Genomic DNA, 18,462 nt, shown 5'->3' with positions numbered 1-18,462 from the left:
AGAGCCGGAGGCGATCGGCGCGCGAGCCTCGCGATCCGGGATCCAGGGGCCCCGCGCGGGCGCACCCTTCGACGGGCTCGGGGCGAAGCGCTCGACTCAGTCCTGGGGTTGCGCCGCGAGCTCGCGCTTGACGTCCTCGAGCAGGCGGGCGGCCTGGCTGCCCTGGACCTTGGCGATGTCGTCCTGGTACTTCAGCAGCACGCCCAGGGTGTCGTCGACGGCGGCCGGGTCGAGGGCGACCTTGTCGAGCTGGGTCAGAGCGTCGGCCCAGTCGATGGTCTCGGCGATGCCCGGCAGCTTGTAGAGGTCGAGCTGGCGCAGGCGCTGGACGAAGCCGACGATCTGGCGGCTGAGCGCCGCCGCCGTGCCCGGCGCCTTGACCTTGAGGATCGCCAGCTCGCGCTCGGCCGAGGGGTAGCCGACCCAGTGGTAGAGGCAGCGGCGCTTGAGCGCGTCGTGAATCTCGCGGGTGCGGTTCGAGGTGATGATCACGATCGGCGGCTGCGGCGCCGCGATGGTGCCGAGCTCGGGGATCGTCACCTGGAAGTCCGAGAGCAGCTCCAGCAGGAAGGCCTCGAAGGGCTCGTCGGTGCGGTCGAGCTCGTCGATCAGCAGGACCGGGGGGCCCTCGACGGCCGGCTCCAGGGCCTGCAGCAGCGGCCGTTCGATCAGGAAGGCGCGGGAGAAGATGTCGGAGGCGATGGTCTCGCGGTCGCGGTCGCCGGTGACCTCGGCGAGGCGGATCTCGACCATCTGGCGCGGGTAGTTCCACTCGTAGACGGCGCTGGAGAGGTCGAGGCCCTCGTAGCACTGCAGGCGGATCAGGCGGCGGCCCAGGGTCTCGGCCAGGACCTTGGCGATCTCGGTCTTGCCGGTCCCGGCCTCGCCCTCCAGGAACAGCGGCCGGCCGAGCTTGAGCGCCAGGAACAGCACGGTCGCCAGGGAGCGCTCGCCGACGTAGTTGCCGGCGGCGAGCAGCTCCAGGACCTCCTCGACCGAGCCGGTGCCGGCCCGGCCCTCGCCCTCAGCCGCGGCTGCCGTCACTTCTGGACCCACGACCCGTCCTGGCGCTTGATCCAGCTGCCCGAGGGGGCCTTGGCGATGATCTCCTGGGCGTAGACCTTGGCGACCTCCTCGGACGGTACGCCCTGCTCGCCGGCGCGCCGGACGTAGACGTTGCGGCGCTTGTCGTTGATCGCCTCGACCGTCGCGGCGGCGCTGCCGTCGCGCGCCTCCATGAAGCCGTCCCAGCGCTCGCCGGCGGTGCCGGCGCGCAGCAGGTCTTCGGGGGTCTGCGCCCAGGCGGTGCCGGCACCGGTCAGCACCGGCCCGAGCAGCGTCGCGCAGAGGCCGCCCGCGGCCAGGGCGGTAAGGAAGAAACGTCGGCTCATCATGGCGTTCACCTGATCCTTTTCCCGCGTCCCGCCTAGAAAATCTCGGGATTCTCTGTGATGTCCTCGCGCGCCTTCTCCTCCAGGCGGACCCGGACGTCGGCGTCGAGCTTGACGTTGAGGTTGATGGTGATCGGTTCCCTCGGCGCCTCGAGCCGAACGGTCGGCTGGCAGGCGGCGAGCAGCCCGGCGGCGGCGAGCGCCAGGCCGAGACCGCCGATCCGGCTGTCGCGGAGCGGGAAGGGGGACGCGACCGATCGTGAGATGTGATGGAGCATGGCTTTCCCCGCAAGATGGCGGCCGGACGCCTCGGCGACCCGGCCTTATGGCTAGCATAGCGCAAACCCTGCGACCAGGGCTGCAGCGCGTGGCGGCGACAGGGCCGAGCGCCCGGCGGCTGGCGTCAGCGCCCGACCCCCAGTCCGCGTCCCTGCAACAGTTCTTCAACGAGGCTGTCGGAGATTTCCGTTCCTCGCGCGAGCGCGGCGAGCAGCGGCGCGGCGTTGCTGGTCAGGTTGACGTTCAGCACGAAGGGCTGGCCGTCGAGCACCGCCGGATTGTGGCCCTCGAGCTTGAGGAAGACGCTGCTGTCGCCCTCGGCCGGCTTGTCGACGCTCAGGCGCAGCACCTGGTAGCGGAAATCCTCCAGGGCCTGCAGCATCAGCTCGACCTGCTCGCCGCCGGAGGCCAGGGCCTGGCGCGCCTCTTCCGACCGGAAGGCGATGACGCCGGGTGACCGAGCTTCGAGCGCGCCCTCGCGGATCACCAGCGCACCCTCGACCAGCGACACCGGGATCGCGCCGCTGAGACGTCCGCTGCCCGAGACCTCGGGGAGGTCGGCCAGGGCGAGCAGGCGCTCGAGGTCGACCCCCTCGACCAGCAGGGTCACGTCGTAGCGCTTGGCCGCCGGGTCGAGCAGGGCATTCTCGACCGCCAGGCGTCCGTCCAGGAAGCCGGCCTCGGCGCGCTCGACGAGAAGCTCGCTGGCGGCGCCGGCCGGGCGCAGCTGCAAGGTCCCGGTGACGCCGGTCAGCGGCACCCCGACGTCGATGCGCGCGATCGAGAAGGGCTGGCCGGGCGGGCTCGCCGGCGGCGACAGGGACTCGAGCGCGAGGTCGAGGTCGAGGCCCTCGACCGTGGCGCCGGCGGCGGTGAAGCCGACCTCGGACAGCTCGATGCCGCCGGTCATCCGCGTCGTGCCGCCGAGGCGCAGGGCGAGCCGGGCGCTGGCGCTGCCGGTCGCGCGCTCGAGGTCGGCCAGTGCCGGATGAAGGTCGCCGGGCTGCAGGCCGCCGGTCTGGAAGACCAGCGGTGCGACCGTGACCTCGGCGCTGCCGGCGCCCGCCTCGAAGTCCTGGCGGCCGGTCGCGGCGAGGTCGAGCGCCCCCTCCAGGCCGCGGCCGCGCAGGCGGTAGCGCAGCGCCTGGCCGGCGAGCTCGCCGCTGCCGGAGAGGGCGAGGGCCGGGAACAGCGGCGGCTCGGCGCTCGAGGCGAGGGTCGCGCCGGCGAGCTCCAGGTCGACTTCGGAGCCTTGAAGGCGGGCCACGAGGCGGGCGCCGCGCAGGGTCGCGGCGGGTTCGGCGAGGCGGGCGTCGAGGCCGCCGGCGACGACCGTGCCCTGCCACTCGCCGCCCTCGGGCCTTGTGAGGTCGAGCGTCAGGCTGCCGGCCGAGAGGATCAGGTCGTCCTGGCCGCCGCGGCCGTCGATGTTCAGTCCGGTCGGCTCCAGAGCGGCCTCGGCCGCGAGCTCCAGGTTCGCGCCGACGCTGAGGCTGGCGCCGGCCAGGGCCAGCTCGAGGCGCTCGACCAGCGGGGCCAGGGGCTCGGCGAAGCCCGAGAGCGCGAGCCGGCCCGGCTCGCTCAGGCTGAGCGTCAGGGCCTGCGCGTCCCAGCCGAGGTCGAGCGCGATCTCGCCCTCGAGATCGGGGGCACCGGCACCTTCGGCCGCCAAGTCGGCCAGGAGGAAGCGTGCGGTCGCCCGGCCGTTCGCCGCCTCCGGCACGCCCTCGAAGCGCCCCGAGAGCGCCAGGCTGCGCAGCTCGCCGTAGGGCGTCGGCAAGGCCGCGGCGGTGAGGCCGGCGAGCCTGACGTCGGCCTGCTCCAGCGTGCCGGTCTCCGAGAGCGCCAGGCTGCCGTCCAGCTCGGCCCGGAGGCTCGCCTCGCCGGCGGCGAGGTCGAGGGCGGCCGGCAGCGCGATCCGCATGCCGGCCTGGCTCTGGACAAGGCTACCTGCCGCCTGTCCCGCCGCGCCAACGGTCACGTCGAGCGGCCGCTCCAGCAGGGGGCGCCAGCCGGGATCGAGGCCGGCCAGCAGCGGCGCAGCCGCCTCCAGGCCGGTGATCGCCAGCGGCCGGTCGAGCGTCAGGCTTGTCTCCTCCGCGGAGAGCGCCAGCAGGAAGCCGCCCTCCGCCTGGGCCAGGCGGCCGAGGCCCGGGAGGTCCAGCGCCGCGGCCGCGAGGGTGCCGTCGAGGCGGCCCGTGATCTCGGGCGGCAGGGTCGCAAGAGTCCCGGCCAGCAGGCTGCCGGTGAGGGTCGCCTGGAGGTTGCCGCCGGCAGACGGCGCGAGGTCGGCCGCGAGGTCGATCTCCAGGCGCGGCGGGTCCTCGCCGAGCGGCAGGACCAATGGCGCCCCGCCGGGCGAGGTCACGGCCAGGCGACCGCCTCCGGCCAGCGCCTCGGCGAGCGGCGCCGGCAGGCCGAGCGCGGCCAGCCAGCCGGCGTCGAGCGCGCCGGCCGAGGCCGCGAGCGGGGCGAGCCGCAGGCGCCGCCCCTCCGCCCGCGCCTCCAGGACGAGCCCGCTGTCGAGGGTGAGGTCGCGGCCCCGCCCGGGCAGGGCGACGCCCTCGAGGGTGAGCGCGAGGTCTAGCGCGCGCAGGGCCTCGGGGTCGGTCAGGAGGCGCGTCGCCTCGCCGGCCAGCAGCGCCGCCGTCTCGGCCTCGGCGCGGCCCCGCAGCGCGAGACGGCCGGCCTCGGGCCGGCTGCCGGCGGGCAGGGCGGCGAGCCCGGCGAGCAGCGGCGCGTCGCCCGCGAGGTCGAACGAGAGGTCGAGGATGCCCTCGGCGATCGCGCCCGAGGCCGCGACCGAGACCGGCGGGCCGTCCCGCGACTCGAGGGTCAGGTCGAGCCGGCTGCCGCTGCCGTCGCCCGGCACGTAGAGGCCCTCGGCGTGCCCGCCGAGGCGCAGCGGCCCCTCCAGGGTATCGAGCGTCAGGTCGAGGCGCCGGGCATTGGCCAGGGGCGCATCGGGCGCGGGGGCGAGGCCGCCGTCGAGCCTGAGGCGCAGCGGCCCGCGCGCGGTGGCGAGGGCGAGCTCGGCGTCGGCGAGCGTGACCGGCGGCAGGACGGGCAGGGCGAAGGGCTCTCCGCTGCCCGCTGCCTCTCCGGCGAAGGCCTCGGGCAGCCGGCCGAGCGGGCGCTCGGCGGTCAGGTCGGCGGCGAGCCGCAGGCCCTCGACCTCGAGCCCCTCGAGCGCGCCGGTCCGGACCAGGGCCGGCAGGTCGTAGGCGATGCGGACGCGCCGCGCGGCCTGGCCGTCCAAGACGAGGTCGGTGAGCTCGGCGCCCTCGAGGTCGAGGCGCACGACCTCGGCCGAGCCCTCCAGGCCGCGTCCCTCGAGCCAGCGCGCCAGGCCCCACTCGGCGAGCGGCAGGCGCAGCAGCCAGAGCGCCGCGCCGGCCAGCAGGACCAGGCCGAGCAGCGCGAGCAGGACGATCGAGAGAGGGCGCATGGGCGGCAGGTTAGCGTCTTTCCGGGTCGCTTCGCAGATCCCTGTCAACTTCGCCCGCCGCCGGACGGTTCACCCCGCTCGCGATGCGCCCAAGAAAAAGGCCGGGCGCGAGGGCCCGGCCTTTTCCGTTCTCGTCGGCGGCCGTCCTCAGCCGGCCGAGGCCAGCGCGCGCTTGGCCATGACCGCGACCAGGTGCGCCCGGTACTCCGCCGAGGCATGGATGTCGCTGTTGAGGCCCTCGGGGCTGGCGGTCAGGTCCTTGAGGGCCTCGGCCGACCAGTTGGCGGTCAGCGCCTGCTCGGCCTCGCTCCAGCGGTAGACGCTGGGGCCGGCGCCGGTGACGGCGACGCGCACGCCCTCGCCGGTCCGGGCGACCATGACGCCGACGATGGGGTAGCGCGAGGCCGGGTTGGCGAACTTGGCGTAGCCGGCCTTCTCGGGCACCGGGAAGGAGACCGAGACGACCAGCTCCTGCTCGTCGAGGGCGGTCTCGAAGAGGCCGGTGAAGAAGTCCTGGCCGGCGATCTCACGGCGGTCGGTGCGCACGGTGGCGCAGAGCCCGACGACCGCCGCCGGGTAGTCCGCCGCCGGGTCGGCGTTGGCGATCGAGCCGCCGAGGGTGCCGCGGTGGCGGACCTGGGAGTCGCCGATGTCGCTGGCCATGTGCGCCAGCGCCGGGATCTTCGCGCGGACCAGCTCCGAGCGGTGGACCTCGCCGTGGGTCGTCATGGCGCCGACGAGGAGCGCGCCGCCGGCCTCCGAGATGCCCTTGAGCTCGGCGATGCCGGCCAGGTCGACGACGTCGCTCGGCTGGGCGAGCCGCTGCTTGAGCGTCGGCAGCAGGGTGTGGCCGCCGGCCAGGAGCTTGCCGTCCTCGGCGCCGGCCAGCAGCTTCGCCGCCTCCTCGATCGAGGAAGGACGGTGGTAGGTGAAGTCGTACATTGCGGTCGTCCTCCCTCTACTCGGCGGCCACGCGGAGCCGGGCCTGGGCGGCGCGCCAGACCTTCTCCGGGGTCGCCGGCATGTCGATCTCGACGCCCAGCGCGTCGGTGATCGCGTTCATCAGCGCCGCCGGGGCGGCGATCGCGCCGGCCTCGCCGCAGCCCTTGACCCCGAGCGGGTTGTGGGTGCAGGCGGAGACCGTGGTCTCGACCCGGAAGGCCGGGAAGTTGTCGGCCCGCGGCATGGCGTAGTCCATGTAGGAGCCGGTCAGCAGCTGGCCGGACTCGCGGTCGTAGACCGTGTGCTCGAGCAGCGCCTGGCCGACGCCCTGGGCGATGCCGCCGTGGACCTGCCCCTCGACGATCATCGGGTTGATGATGTTGCCGAAGTCGTCGACGGCGACCCAGTCGGCGATGGTCGTGATGCCGGTGTCGGGATCGATCTCGACCTCGGCGATGTGCACGCCGGCCGGATAGGTGAAGTTGAGCGGGTCGTAGAAGGCGGTCTCGTCGAGGCCGGGCTCGACCCCCTCCGGGTAGTTGTGCGGCACGTAGGCGGTGAAGGCGATCTCGGCCATGGCCTTGGACTTGTCGGTGCCGGCGACGGTGAACTTGCCGTCCTTGAATTCGACGTCGCCCTCGCTCGCCTCCATCAGGTGTGCGGCGATCTTGCGGCCCTTGGCGATGATCTTGTCGCAGGCCTTGACGATCGCCGAGCCGCCGACCGCCAGGGAGCGCGAGCCGTAGGTGCCCATGCCCATCGAGATGCGGCCGGTGTCGCCGTGGACGATCTCGACGTTGTCGTAGGGGATGCCGAGCTTCTCGGCGACGACCTGGGCGAAGGTGGTCTCGTGGCCCTGGCCGTGGGAGTGGGCGCCGGTCATGACCGAGACCGTGCCGGTGGCGTTGAAGCGCACCGTCGCCGACTCCCAGAGGCCGACGCCGGCGCCGAGCGAGCCGACTACCGCCGAGGGCGCGATGCCGCAGGCCTCGATGTAGGCGGACAGGCCGATGCCGCGCAGCTTGCCCTTGGCCTCCGAGGCCGCCTTGCGCGCGCCGAAGCCCTGGTAGTCAATCATCTCCAGGGCCTTGTCGAGCGAGGGCTCGTAGTCGCCGATGTCGTACTGCAGGGCGACCGGGGTCTGGTAGGGGAACTGGTCCGGCCGGATGAAGTTGAGCCGCCGCAGCTCGGCCGGGTCGCGCCCGGTCTCGCGCGCCGCGATCTCGACCAGCCGCTCGATGACGTAGGTCGCCTCGGGCCGGCCGGCGCCGCGGTAGGCGTCGACGGGGGCGGTGTTGGTGAAGACCGCCTTGACGTTGGCGTAGATCGCCGGCGTCTGGTACTGGCCGGCGAGCAGCGTGGCGTAGAGATAGGTCGGCACCGAGGTCGAGAAGCTCGAGAGATAGGCGCCCATGTTCGCCGTGGTGTCGACCTTCAGGCCCAGGAAGTGGCCGTCGGCGTCGAGCGCCAGCTCGCAGTGCGTGACGTGGTCGCGGCCGTGGGCGTCGGACAGGAAGGCCTCGCCGCGGTCGGCGGTCCACTTGACCGGCCGGCCGTCGATCTTTTTCGAGGCCCAGGTGCAGACCGTCTCCTCGGCATAGGCGAAGATCTTCGAGCCGAAGCCGCCGCCGACGTCGGGCGCGATCACGCGCACCTTCGATTCCGGCAGGTTGAGTACGAAGGCGCAAAGGATCAGGCGCAGCAGGTGCGGGTTCTGGCTGGTCGAGTAGAGCGTGTACTCCTCGGTGCCGGAATCCCATTCGCCGATGGCGGCGCGCGGCTCCATGGCGTTGGGGATCAGGCGGTTGTTGACCAGGTCGAGCTTGGTGACGTGGGCCGCCTTGGCGAAGCCGGCCTCGGTCGCGGCCTTGTCGCCGAGCTCCCAGTCGTAGCAGAGGTTGCCGGGGGCCGCCTCGTGGAGCAGCTCGCCGCTCGCCGCCGACAGCAGGTCGATGACCGCCGGCAGCTCCTCGTAGTCGACCCGGATCAGGTCGGCCGCGTCCTTGGCCTGGCCGAGCGTCTCGGCGATGACCACGGCGACGTGGTCGCCGACGTAGCGCACCCTGTCGCGGGCCAGCGGGAAGTGCGGCGGCGCCTTGTGCGGCGCGCCGTGGCGGTCGGTGACGACCCAGCCGCAGGGCAGCGAGCCGACGCCGTCGGCCTCCATGTCCTTGCCGGTGAAGACGGCGATCACGCCCGGCGCCCGCTCGGCCTCGGCCGTGTCGAGCGCGCCGATGCGGGCGTGGGCGACCGGCGAGCGCAGGAAATAGGCGTGCGCCTGGCCGTGGCGGTTGATGTCGTCGGTGTAGCGCCCCTTGCCGGTCAGGAAGCGCCGGTCCTCGCGCCGCTCGAGGCGGCTGCCAACTGCTGTGTCCGCCATCTGCTCACCCCCTCATCGACTGCGCCGCGGCCTGGATGGCCTTGACGATGTTGTGGTAGCCCGTGCAGCGGCAGATGTTGCCCTGCAGCCACTCGCGGATCTCGCGGTCGCTGGGGTCGGGGTTCTCCTTCAGCAGGTCGACCGCGCTCATCACCATGCCCGGCGTGCAGAAGCCGCACTGCAGGCCGTGATGTTCCCGGAAGGCCTCCTGCATCGGATGCAGCTGGCCGGTCTGGGCCAGGCCTTCGATCGTCATGACCTCGGCGCCGTCGGCCTGGGCCGCCAGGACCGTGCAGGACTTCACCGACGTGCCGTCGATGTGCACGACGCAGGCGCCGCACTGGCTGGTGTCGCAGCCGACATGGGTGCCGGTCAGGCCGAGCTGGTCGCGCAGGAACTGGACGAGCAGCGTGCGCCCCTCGACCTCCTTCGAGACCTGCTTGCCGTTGACCGTCATGGAAACGGTGACCATGCCTCTCCCTCCTGTTGCGTGTCCGTCGACGATTCGCCCCCTTGGCGGAGGCGCTCGGCGGATCGTGGTTCTTGGCGGTTCCGGCGCAGAAAAAGGTTCGGAGCCGCGCCGGCTGGCGCGACGCCGGTTCCCGGCGCCGGAATTCGACCGCTGCGGGCAGTGTGGGCCGCGACCGGAACGCGGTCAAGACCGGGCGGTCTCCGTGCCGCCCGGGGAAAGCGCGGGGCTTTCAAGGACTTGTTGGAGCGTCCCCGAGGCTCCCGCGGGATCCAGCGGGCGTTCGCGGCGGCGCGCGCGCCCGCCTCAGCCGAGCCCGAAGACCAGCAGCAGGGTCGCCACGATGGCGACCAGCAGGGCGATCCAGGCGAGCGGCGGCAGGCCCCGCTTGCGCCGCACCGTGCTGTCGACCTCGGCGGTCGTCCGGGTCGCCCGGTCCTGGACGCTCTCGCGCGGCGCCTCGGCCGGCGCCGCGTCAGGCGTCGTCGCCGCCGCCGCCGCGGGGGGGCCGCCGCCGTCGCCGAGGCCGCCTCGGCGAGCGGAGCGGCCTCCAGGTCCGGTCGCGGCGGCGGTGCCGGCGCGGGAGCGGGTGCCGGCTCGGGCGCGGCCGCCGGAGCCGTCGCGGCCGGCGTCGCTGCGGGGGTCGATGGCGCGGCGCCCTCGCCCTCCAGGATCTCGCGGAACTTCGCGAAGAACTCGTCGGCGTACTTCTTGGCGGTCGAGTCGATCAGGCGGGCGCCGATCTGGGCGATCTTGCCGCTGACCTTGGCCTCGACCTCGTAGGCCAGGGTCGTGGCGCCGCCCTCGGCGTCGGCCAAGTGGACCTTGGCGCTGCCGGAGGCCATGCCGGCCGCGCCGCCCTTGCCGGTGCCGGAGATCGTGTAGCTCTCGGCCTCGACGATGTCGGAAAGCGTGACCGAGCCGTTGAACTTGGCGCTCACCGGGCCGACCTTGGCGCGCACCGTCGCGTCGAACTGGTTGTCGGCGCTCTTCTCCAGGCTCTCGCAGCCGGGGATGCAGGCCTTCAGCACCGCCGGGTCGTTGAGCGCTTCCCAGACCTTCTGGCGCGGTGCCTCGATTCGATACTCGCCGGACATCTGCATGGGCTCGTCCCCTTCTTGGCTGCCTCCCGCCGGCCGCCTCGGCCGGTCACGGCGCGGAGCCTAACGCCTCGCGGGCCGGTCGCCAATCGCCGGCAGCAGGGCTCGGGCCGGACCTTGGCGAAACTGTGGGAACCGGATGGCCGGCATGTGACTTTAGATCATTCCTGGTCGATCTCGATCCGGGGCAGACAATCGGCGATCCACCGGGAAACGTCCTCGGGGAAACGAGGTCGCCCGGTCCGGCGGACCCGAAGCAAGGAGGCCTCGATGCCCGAAGAGATTCTCGGAACCCTGGTCGTCCTGGCCTTCCTGGCGGGCATGGTCGGCGCGGCGCGCAGCCTCTACCTGCTGACTCGCGAGTGGCGCGAGGACTGAGCGCCGGCCACCTGCTTCCGCTCCGGCCGGCTCAGGTCGCCAGGCCGGCGACCGGGCGCCGGCCTTTGCGCCAGTTCCAGGCGAACAGCAGCAGGAACAGCGTCAGCCCCGCGCCGTGGGTCCACCAGACCTGGGGCCAGAACAGCAGCGCGCCGGCGGCGAAGGCGACCGCGCGCTCGACCAGGTTCATGCGGTTCTCCAGGTAGCCCTGGAAGCCGGCGGCAACGGCATAGAGGCCGAAGGCCGCGAAGAAGAAGATCTCGACCAAGTCGAGGAAGGGGCCGCCGAGGAAGCTGGTGTAGCAGAACAGCAGCGGCACGAAGTAGAGGCCCTTGGCGATCTTCCAGGATTCGAAGCCGGTCGCCATCGGCGCGGTCTTGGCGATCGCCGCCGCGGTGAAGGAGGTCAGGCAGACCGGCGGCGTCACGTTGGAATCCTGGCTCAGCCAGAAGATCGTCATGTGCGCCGAGAGCAGGGCCAGGGTGAGCACGTCGGCCGACAGCGCCTGGTCGCGCAGGATGCCGAGGATCTCCGGCCCGGCCGCGGCCAGCATGGCCGCCGCGGCGTCGTGCGCCATCGGCGCGGCCAGCTTGGTCAGGGCTTCGGGATCGACCAGCAGGAAGCTGACGGCGGCCGACTGCGGCAGGGTCCCGGCGGCCATCATGTCGAGCAGGTGGCCCTGGACGATAAGGTCGCGCAACGCCGGCGCCGAGAGCACCGCCAGGACGACGTAGGCCGCGGTCACCGGCAGCCCCATGCCGAGGACCAGCGAGGCGACGGCGATCAGCACGAAGGCGATGATCAGGCTGTTGCCGGCCCACTCGGTGATCATCAGCGAGACGATGTTGGCGACGCCGGTGGTCGGGATGACGTTGACGAAGAGGCCTATGACGACCAGCAGCACCGCCGTCATGGTGACATTGCGCACGCCGCTCGCCAGGGCGTCGCGCACGTCGGGCAGGCGCATCGGCTGGCGCGTCAGCCAGGAGCCGGCGATGACCGCGACGATGGCGATGCCGGCGGCGTAGGTCGGCGTGAAGCCGTAGAGCAGGCAGCCCATCAGCACGCCGATCGGGGCGAGCAGCTTGACCAGGGCGCGCAGGAAGACCTCGCGGGCGTCGAGGCCGTGGTCGAGGTCGGGCTTGAGGCCGATCCGCCGCGCCTCGATGCGCACGTAGAAGGCGACCGACAGGAAGTAGAGGATCGCTGGCAGGGCGGCGACGGCGATGATCGTCGTGTAGGGAATGCGCGTGTAGTTGGCCATGATGAAGGCGCCGGCGCCCATGATCGGCGGCATCAGCTGGCCGCCGGTCGAGGCCGCCGCCTCGACGCCCGCCGCGAAGCGCGCCGGATAGCCCGAGCGCTTCATCAGCGGGATCGTGATGGTCCCGGTCTGCGCGGTGTTGGCGATCGCCGAGCCCGAGATCGTGCCGGTCAGCGCCGAGGCGACGACGGCGACCAGGCCGGGCCCGCCGACCAGCCGGCCGGCCACGACCCGGGCGAGGTCGACGATCGCCTGGCCGGCCCCCGACTGCAGCAGGAAGGCGCCGAAGATGATGAACATGATGACGATGCTGGCCGAGATGCCGGCGATGTTGCCGAACAGGCCGTCGTCGCCGAACACGCTGCGGAACAGCACGGTCTCGGCGGTCAGGCCGGAGAACTTGAAGACCCCGTCGATCAGCGGCCCCAGCCAGGTGGCGTAGGACAGCGCCAGCACGACCAGCACCGGCACGATCCAGCCGGTGGTGCGGCGCACGAGCTCCAGGCCGCAGAGGATCAGGAGGCCGCCGGCGATCCACTCGGGCAGGACCAGGTGCACGCCGCGGTCGTAGATCGCCTGCTCCGAGGCGATCAGGAACAGCCCCGAGGCGGCGGCGACGACGCCGATCGAGATATCGAGGACGAGCCCGCCACGGCTGGTCGCGAAGCGCGGCCGCGCGATCATCGGATAGATGATCGCCGCCAGCACCGCGAAGCCGGCGAAGTGCAGCGCGTTCATCAGCAGCGGCGGCGGCGTCGCCAGCTGGCGCAGGGCGTCGCCGAGCGGCTCCAGGGCGGCGAGCTCGAGGCCGAGCTGCCGGGCGAGCCAGTCGCCGCCGCGCAGCAACAGCGATCCGAGCCCGTTCATGTAGATGTGCAGCAGGCCGATCGCGACGGAGAACCAGACGACGAAGCGATCCAGGCGCGGCCCGAGGGGCCGCACCGCGATCGTCACCTCGCCGAGTTCGTCCTCGGACTCGGGCTGCCGGGCCTGCTGGTCAGCCATGGAGCGCCCCCCGGCTTGCTGGAAAAGCGGCCTGGAAATGCGACGGGCGGCGCCGGATCGAAGCGATCCCGCGCCGCCCGCTGCCTCCGTCCGCGTCAGCCCTTCGGGCGCAGGCGGTCGGGGATCGTCACCCCGACCTCCTCGTAGTAGCGCAGCGCGCCCGGGTGCAGCGGCGCCGGCAGGCCGCCGATCGCGCGCTCGAGCGACATGGCCTTGGTCGCCGGGTGGATGTTCTGCAGGAAGCCCAGGTTCTCGTAGATCGTCTTGGTGATCTTGTAGACCTCCTCCTCGGGCACCGAGGCGGTGGTCGCCAGGAAGTTCGGCTGGGCGATGGTGTCGGTGTCCTCCTCGAGGCCCGGGTAGGTGCCGGCGGGCACCGTGTAGGGCACCCAGAGGCCCATGCCGCCGTCGGCCTTCTCGGCCTGCTCGGGCGTGAACTCGAGCAGCGCGATGGCGTCGGCGCCCATCGAGGCGAAGGCCTGCGTCACCGCGCCGACCGGGTCGCCGGCCGGGGTCGACATGCCGGCGATCTGGCCGTTCTGCAGCGCCTCGGCCGAGGGGCCGTAGCCGACGTAGACCAGCTCGAAGTCGTTCTCCATGTCGTAGCCGAGGTTGGCCAGGATGGTCCGGTTCGAGCCGATCGTGCCGGAGTTCTTGCTGCCCATCGCCCAGGCCATGCCCTTGGTCTCGGCCAGGTCGTCGATGGTGCCGGTCTTGGCGTACTCCTTCTTGACCACGAAGTGGTCGACGTTCGGCCAGAGCATGCTGACCGAGCGCAGGTGCTCCTGCTTGCCTTCCTGCTCGACCGGGCCCTTGCCCTCCCAGGCGTAGTAGCCGAACAGGCCCTGCAGGATGGCGAACTGCGCCTCGTTCTCGCGCAGCAGCTTGACGTTCTCGCCCGAGCCGGCCGAGCTGATCGCCGACATGTTGATCTTGTCTTTGGGCTGCAGCTTGACCTTGATCAGCGTCGCCAGGGCGACGCCGACGGGATAGTAGGTGCCGCCGGTCGAGGCGGTGGCCAGGATGAAGTTCTGTTCCTCCTGCGCCTGCGCCTGCGGGGCGCCCAGCACGGAGACGGCCAGCGCGGCCACGGCGGCGGCCCTGAGGAAGCCGCGGCGGCCAGCGCCGGCCCCGTCGGGGCGCCTGGTCCGGTTGCATGCGATCATCGTGAGACCTCCCAATCTCGTTCTTGCCAACGGTCTTGTTCTAGCGCGGGACGAGCGAGCGCCCCGATAGCGGAAGAGTAGCAAGGGCCAGGGTCGGAGACCACCGGCTTGCGCGGAAGGTTCCCCGGGGCCTCACCCTTCGGGCTGCCAGGCGGTCAGCCGGCGCCCCAGGCGGTCGACGGCGAAGTAGAGCGAGACCGCGATCATGGCCAGCACGAAGAGCGCGGCGAAGACCAGGTCGACCTGCATGCGCGCGTTGGCGTTGAGCATCAGGTGGCCGAGCCCGGCCGAGGAGCCGACCCATTCGCCGACGACGGCGCCGATCGGCGCCACGGCGGTGGCCACGCGCAGGCCCGAGAAGAAGGCCGGCAGCGCGGCCGGGATGCGGACGTGCCGGAAGGTCCGCCACCGCCCGGCGTCCATCGAGCGGGCGAGGTCGAGCCAGCCGGGGTCGCTGCGCCGGAGGCCGTCGTAGAAGGCCGCGGTCACCGGGAAGTAGATGATCAGCGTCGCCATCGCGACCTTGCTCCACAGGCCGTAGCCGAACCAGAGCACGAGCAGCGGTGCGAGCGCGAAGACCGGCACCGCCTGGCTGACCACCAGCACCGGCAGCAGCCAGCGGCGCAGGGGCGCGACCGCGCTCAGCGCCAGCGCCGAGGCGCTGCCGAGCAGCAGGCCGCAGGCGAGGCCGAGCAGGATCTCGCTGAGGGTGACGCCGGCGTGGCGCAGCAGGCTCGGCCAGCGCGCGACCAGGGTCTCCAGGACCGCCAGCGGGCCGGGCAGCAGGAAGGGCTGGATCGCCGAGACCCAGACGAAGGCCTGCCAGGCCAGCAGCAGGACGAGCAGCACCAGCAGCGGCCGCAGGATCGCGAGCAGGCGCGCCATCACGCCGCCCGGGCCGCGGTCAGGCGGCGCAGCAGCTCGACCTGCAGCTCGAGCAGCCCCGGCGTCGCCGGGTCGCGCGGCGGCAGGCCCGCCGGCTCGATCGCCGCGCCGAGCAGCGCCGGCCGGCCGGCCAGCACCCGGATCTCGTGGCCGAGCCGCAGCGCCTCCAGGGGATCGTGGGTGATCAGCAGCACCGTCCGGCCGGCGAGCAGGCCGGCGGCCGTCTCCTGCAGCTCGAAGCGGGTGATCGCGTCGAGCGCCGAGAAGGGCTCGTCCATCAGCACGACCGGCTTGTCCTCCATCAGCGTGCGCGCCAGGGCGGTGCGCTGGCGCATGCCGCCGGACAGCGCCGCCGGCAGGGCGTCGGCGCGCTCGGCGAGGCCGACCGCCTCGAGCAGCGCCCGGGCCCGCTCGCGGCGCGGCGGGTGGCCGCGCAGGCGGTCGCCGAGCAGGACGTTGTCGAGGACCGACAGCCAGGGCAGCAGCAGGTCGCGCTGCGCCATGTAGGCGACGCGCCCGGCGAGATCGCGGCCGGCGCCGTCGAGGACCCGGCCCTCGGCGCCGTGGGCGAGGCCGGCGATCAGGCGGACCAGGCTGGACTTGCCGACGCCCGAGGGGCCGAGCAGGCAGCTGGTGCGCCCGGCCGGCAGGGTCAGCGAGAGCTGGTCGAACAGCAGCACGCCGTCGAAGGCCAGGTGCGCCTGCTCGACCCGCACCTCGGGAGCGTCGGGCGCGGAGCCGGTGGCGGGCGCGACCCCGGGCGCCGGCGCGCTCATCGCCGGGCGTGGCCGGACAGGTGGGCCTCGACGAACCAGGCGGGCAGCTCCAGCGCGTTGCGCTCGTTGACGTCGACGGTCCGGCAGTAGCAGTCGGCGGCGGCCTCGTACTGCCGGCAGTGCTCCTTGGCGCGGGCCTCGAGCTTGACGAGCTGCTCGGGGTCGTCCTGCGGGCGCGACTGCGCGCTGTCGTAGTAGTAGGCGTAGCCGTGCCATTCGACGGCGCCGAGCGAGCTGTTCTCCCAGTTGATGCAGGCGGCGACGACCTTGTCGGCCTGTATCGAGGGATAGGGATTGACCGGGCCGATCGACCTGGCCGCGCCCTCGCTCGCGGTCTCTATGCCGGTGCCCAGGATCTCCGCCATCAGGGCGTGGTAGAGCGCCGCGCGGACCTGTTCCAGCGGTCCGGACTCCGGCGTTGCGGCCGCGGCCGGTCCGCTCGGCAAGGCCAGCGCCCCGAACGCCAGCGCCCAACAGGCCAGCATCGCTCCGGCCAAGACTCGCCGCATCGCCCCTCTGCTCCTCGTCTGGAATCCTCGGTGCAGAGGGGTTCTAGCCGAAGTCGCCGGCGAAAAGAATCGCCGCGAGCCCCCAGAAACGCCGTACTAGAAACGCCCGTACTAGAAGCGGCCGTACTCGGCGAGGAAGCCGGCCGGGACCTCGAGCACGTTGCGGTCGTCGACGTCGAGCAGCTGGCAGGCGCAGTCGCGGCCGGCGTAGGCGGTCCGGCAGTCGGCCAGGGTGCGCGCCTTCAGGCTCTCCTGCTCGGCCGGTGTCACGGTGGCGCCGTAGCGGTAGGCGAAGCCGCCCCAGGTGACGCGCTCGAGCGTGCTCCTCTGCCAGTTGACGCAGACCGCCAGGGCCTTGCCGGCGGTCGTCCCCGGATAGGGATTGACCTCGCCGACGCCGCTGCCGCCGCTCGCGATCTGCTCGCGGATGCCGGTGCGCAGGACCTCGGCCATCAGGCGGTGGTACATGACGGCGCGGACCTGCAGGTCGGCCGCGCCCGGCGCGATCTGCAGGGTTTGTACCGACGTCTGGGCGTCGGCCGGGACCGCCGCGCCGAGGGTCAGGGCGGGCAGGGCGAGGCCGACGAGGGCGGCGGCGAGAAGCAGGCGGCGCAGGCGCATGGGCAGGGTCTCCTTGATGCCGGGGCTGCCTTTCGGACCGGACGCCCCAGGTTAAGCCATGATAGCAGTGCTGCCTGGAAGATGCGGCAAGAGCATGGAGGGTTCCCCGGTGCAGGCCCTCGACCGGCCGCTGCTGATCGGCAGCGAGATCTACCGCCGCTCGACATACGGCAGCGGCCACCCGCTGGCGATCCCGCGCGTCTCGACCGCGATCGACCTCTGCCGCGCGCTCGGCTGGCTGCCCGCCGAGCATTACATGGACAGCCCGCGCGCGACGCCGGCGGAGCTCGCCCGCTTCCACGAGCCCGACTACGTCGCCGCCCTCCAGGCCGCGGAGGCCCGGCAGGAGGTCGGTGCCGAGGCCCGCGAGCGCTTCAACATCGGCGTCAACGGCAATCCGGTCTTCCCGGAGATCTTCAGCCGCCCGGCGACCGCCTGCGGCGCCTCGATCCTGGCGGCACGGCTGCTCGCGGAGGCAACCGTCCTGCCGGCGACGGTCTACAGCCCGGCCGGCGGCACCCATCACGGCCGGCCCGGCCGCGCCAGCGGCTTCTGCTACTTCAACGATCCCGTGCTGGCGATCCTGGGGCTGCTCGACCGCGGCCTGGAGCGGGTCTTCTACCTCGACCTCGACGCCCACCACGGCGACGGCGTGCAGGACGCCTTCGCCGCGGACGCGCGGGTCTTCACCCTCTCGATCCACGAGGGCGGGCGCTGGCCGATGCGGCCGCGCGACTGGATCGGGCCGGGCGGCCTCGCCGACCGGGCCGGGGGTGCCGCGCGCAACCTGCCGGTGCCCGAGGGCTTCAACGACAGCGAGCTGGCCTGGCTGGTCGAGGCGGCGGTGCTGCCGCTGGTCGAGCGCTTCCAGCCGCAGGCCCTGGTCGTGCAGTGCGGGGCGGACGCCCTGGAGGACGATCCGCAGAGCCGGCTGTCGCTGTCGAACGGGGCCCTCTGGCAGGCGCTCGCCGCGGTCCTGCCGAGCGCGCCGCGGCGCCTGGTGCTGGGCGGCGGCGGCTACAATCCCTGGTCCGTCGGCCGCGCCTGGGCCGGGGTCTGGGCGACCGTCAACGGCTTCGAGGTGCCCGAGCGCCTGCCGGCCGAGGCCGAGGCGGTGCTGCGCGCACTCGACTGGCGGCACCGCCGCGCCAAGGACCCGCCGCCGCGCTGGTTCACGACGCTGGCAGACCCGCCGCGCCCGGGCCCGGTCCGCGAGACAATCCGAGCGGCGGCGAGGGCGGTACTGGAGGCATGACCTCCGCCTTGCCCGCTGCGGCCGGCTGCGGCAAGGTCGGCGCCATGCCGACCCGCCTGCTGCTGACCCTCTTCCTGTTCCTCGCCCCCGCCGCCCTCGCGGCGCAGGAGGCCGTGACCTTCGAGACCGGCGAGGCGACCGTGGTGAGCGCCGACGGCACCCGCCACGAGTTCACCGTCGAGCTGGCGCTGACCGGCGAGCAGATGGCGCGCGGCCTGATGTTCCGAGAGGAGCTGGCGCCCGACTCCGGCATGCTCTTCGTCTTTCCCGCCCAGCGCGTCGCCTCCTTCTGGATGCGCAACACCCTGATCCCGCTCGACATGCTGTTCATCGCGCGCGACGGTCGGATCGTGCGCGTCGCCGAGCGCACCACGCCGATGAGCGACCAGGGCGTCTCCTCGCGCCGCCCGGTGATCGCCGTGCTCGAGCTCGCCGGCGGCACCGCCGCGCGCCTCGGCATCGCCGCCGGCGACAGGGTCGAAAGTCCGGCCCTGCCTTGAAATCACCGAAGCGTGTGAGTTCGATTGGGCGGACGCGAGAGGGCGGCGCGCGTTGCCGTGAGTGGGAGCGGCGCCGCGCCCGGCGAGCGCCAAA

Annotated in this window: 15 protein-coding genes and 1 pseudogene; 2 read left to right on the top strand and 14 right to left on the bottom strand. The window is 72.9% G+C overall.

Going from position 1 to position 18,462, the window contains the following annotated elements:
• Nucleotides 1-96: 96 nt before the first annotated feature.
• From WD341_RS20880 to WD341_RS20815, 14 genes and pseudogenes are all read right to left on the bottom strand, one after another.
• A complete protein-coding gene (locus WD341_RS20880) occupies nt 97-1,056 on the bottom strand; it encodes an AAA family ATPase (protein ID WP_368427427.1) in 960 nt (319 codons plus the stop codon).
• A complete protein-coding gene (locus tag WD341_RS20875) occupies nt 1,041-1,394 on the bottom strand; it encodes a YdbL family protein (protein ID WP_368427426.1) in 354 nt (117 codons plus the stop codon). Before WD341_RS20875 ends, WD341_RS20880 begins: the two co-directional genes overlap by 16 nt.
• A gap of 32 nt (nt 1,395-1,426) precedes the next feature.
• The gene (locus WD341_RS20870; protein ID WP_368427425.1) at nt 1,427-1,669 is read right to left on the bottom strand and encodes a YnbE family lipoprotein; all 243 of its coding nucleotides are present in this window, start codon (nt 1,667-1,669) and stop codon (nt 1,427-1,429) included.
• Nucleotides 1,670-1,794: 125 nt separating this feature from the next.
• Nucleotides 1,795-5,118: a YdbH domain-containing protein gene (locus tag WD341_RS20865; protein WP_368427424.1), complete on the bottom strand. Its 3,324-nt coding sequence runs from the start codon at nt 5,116-5,118 to the stop codon at nt 1,795-1,797.
• Nucleotides 5,119-5,265: 147 nt separating this feature from the next.
• Nucleotides 5,266-6,060, bottom strand: coding sequence for a xanthine dehydrogenase family protein subunit M (locus WD341_RS20860; RefSeq protein WP_368427423.1), 795 nt, complete (start codon nt 6,058-6,060; stop codon nt 5,266-5,268).
• A gap of 16 nt (nt 6,061-6,076) precedes the next feature.
• Nucleotides 6,077-8,440, bottom strand: a complete 2,364-nt coding sequence (locus WD341_RS20855) for a xanthine dehydrogenase family protein molybdopterin-binding subunit (RefSeq protein ID WP_368427422.1) — start codon at nt 8,438-8,440, stop codon at nt 6,077-6,079.
• Nucleotides 8,441-8,444: 4 nt separating this feature from the next.
• Nucleotides 8,445-8,912 carry a (2Fe-2S)-binding protein gene (locus tag WD341_RS20850; protein ID WP_368427421.1) on the bottom strand — a complete coding sequence of 156 codons (468 nt, stop codon included), beginning with the start codon at nt 8,910-8,912 and terminating at the stop codon, nt 8,445-8,447.
• A gap of 683 nt (nt 8,913-9,595) precedes the next feature.
• A pseudogene (locus WD341_RS20845) lies at nt 9,596-10,006 on the bottom strand (CoxG family protein); the annotation flags it as partial.
• A gap of 412 nt (nt 10,007-10,418) precedes the next feature.
• Nucleotides 10,419-12,656 (bottom strand): TRAP transporter permease, encoded by a 2,238-nt coding sequence (locus WD341_RS20840; RefSeq protein ID WP_368427420.1) that lies wholly within the window; start codon nt 12,654-12,656, stop codon nt 10,419-10,421.
• 95 nt (nt 12,657-12,751) lie between these two features.
• Complete coding sequence (locus WD341_RS20835) at nt 12,752-13,822, bottom strand: TAXI family TRAP transporter solute-binding subunit (protein ID WP_368427419.1); 1,071 nt, start codon at nt 13,820-13,822, stop codon at nt 12,752-12,754.
• Between the two features lie 132 nt (nt 13,823-13,954).
• Nucleotides 13,955-14,707 carry an ABC transporter permease gene (locus WD341_RS20830; RefSeq protein WP_368427418.1) on the bottom strand — a complete coding sequence of 251 codons (753 nt, stop codon included), beginning with the start codon at nt 14,705-14,707 and terminating at the stop codon, nt 13,955-13,957.
• Entirely contained in the window at nt 14,707-15,483 is a 777-nt protein-coding gene (locus WD341_RS20825; protein WP_368427417.1) for an ABC transporter ATP-binding protein, read from the bottom strand. Before WD341_RS20825 ends, WD341_RS20830 begins: the two co-directional genes overlap by 1 nt.
• Complete coding sequence (locus WD341_RS20820; RefSeq protein ID WP_368427416.1) at nt 15,480-15,992, bottom strand: hypothetical protein; 513 nt, start codon at nt 15,990-15,992, stop codon at nt 15,480-15,482. Before WD341_RS20820 ends, WD341_RS20825 begins: the two co-directional genes overlap by 4 nt.
• Before the next feature lie 111 nt (nt 15,993-16,103).
• Nucleotides 16,104-16,613, bottom strand: a complete 510-nt coding sequence (locus WD341_RS20815) for a hypothetical protein (protein WP_368427415.1) — start codon at nt 16,611-16,613, stop codon at nt 16,104-16,106.
• Nucleotides 16,614-16,707: 94 nt separating this feature from the next.
• Between WD341_RS20815 and WD341_RS20810 the strand changes: the two genes are divergently transcribed.
• Entirely contained in the window at nt 16,708-17,868 is a 1,161-nt protein-coding gene (locus tag WD341_RS20810) for an acetoin utilization protein AcuC (RefSeq protein ID WP_368427414.1), read from the top strand.
• Nucleotides 17,865-18,368, top strand: coding sequence for a DUF192 domain-containing protein (locus WD341_RS20805; RefSeq protein WP_368427413.1), 504 nt, complete (start codon nt 17,865-17,867; stop codon nt 18,366-18,368). The genes WD341_RS20810 and WD341_RS20805 overlap by 4 nt, the downstream gene beginning before the upstream one ends.
• Nucleotides 18,369-18,462 lie beyond the last annotated feature (94 nt).

The sequence above is a fragment of the Tistlia sp. genome, assembly GCF_040905785.1.
Taxonomy (GTDB): Bacteria; Pseudomonadota; Alphaproteobacteria; order Kiloniellales; family DSM-21159; genus Tistlia.
The sequence above is the reverse complement of the archived record's forward strand: the minus strand, read 5'-3'. Positions and strand labels throughout refer to the sequence as shown.

Bases quoted from the DNA above. Each gene is read 5' to 3' on its own strand.
- WD341_RS20875 (WP_368427426.1), bottom strand. From the start codon at position 1,394: ATGATGAGCCGACGTTTCTTCCTTACCGCCCTGGCCGCGGGCGGCCTC.
- WD341_RS20870 (WP_368427425.1), bottom strand. From the start codon at position 1,669: ATGCTCCATCACATCTCACGATCGGTCGCGTCCCCCTTCCCGCTCCGC.
- WD341_RS20865 (WP_368427424.1), bottom strand. From the start codon at position 5,118: ATGCGCCCTCTCTCGATCGTCCTGCTCGCGCTGCTCGGCCTGGTCCTG.
- WD341_RS20860 (WP_368427423.1), bottom strand. From the start codon at position 6,060: ATGTACGACTTCACCTACCACCGTCCTTCCTCGATCGAGGAGGCGGCG.
- WD341_RS20855 (WP_368427422.1), bottom strand. From the start codon at position 8,440: ATGGCGGACACAGCAGTTGGCAGCCGCCTCGAGCGGCGCGAGGACCGG.
- WD341_RS20850 (WP_368427421.1), bottom strand. From the start codon at position 8,912: ATGGTCACCGTTTCCATGACGGTCAACGGCAAGCAGGTCTCGAAGGAG.
- WD341_RS20840 (WP_368427420.1), bottom strand. From the start codon at position 12,656: ATGGCTGACCAGCAGGCCCGGCAGCCCGAGTCCGAGGACGAACTCGGC.
- WD341_RS20835 (WP_368427419.1), bottom strand. From the start codon at position 13,822: ATGATCGCATGCAACCGGACCAGGCGCCCCGACGGGGCCGGCGCTGGC.
- WD341_RS20830 (WP_368427418.1), bottom strand. From the start codon at position 14,707: ATGGCGCGCCTGCTCGCGATCCTGCGGCCGCTGCTGGTGCTGCTCGTC.
- WD341_RS20825 (WP_368427417.1), bottom strand. From the start codon at position 15,483: ATGAGCGCGCCGGCGCCCGGGGTCGCGCCCGCCACCGGCTCCGCGCCC.
- WD341_RS20820 (WP_368427416.1), bottom strand. From the start codon at position 15,992: ATGCGGCGAGTCTTGGCCGGAGCGATGCTGGCCTGTTGGGCGCTGGCG.
- WD341_RS20815 (WP_368427415.1), bottom strand. From the start codon at position 16,613: ATGCGCCTGCGCCGCCTGCTTCTCGCCGCCGCCCTCGTCGGCCTCGCC.
- WD341_RS20810 (WP_368427414.1), top strand. From the start codon at position 16,708: ATGGAGGGTTCCCCGGTGCAGGCCCTCGACCGGCCGCTGCTGATCGGC.
- WD341_RS20805 (WP_368427413.1), top strand. From the start codon at position 17,865: ATGACCTCCGCCTTGCCCGCTGCGGCCGGCTGCGGCAAGGTCGGCGCC.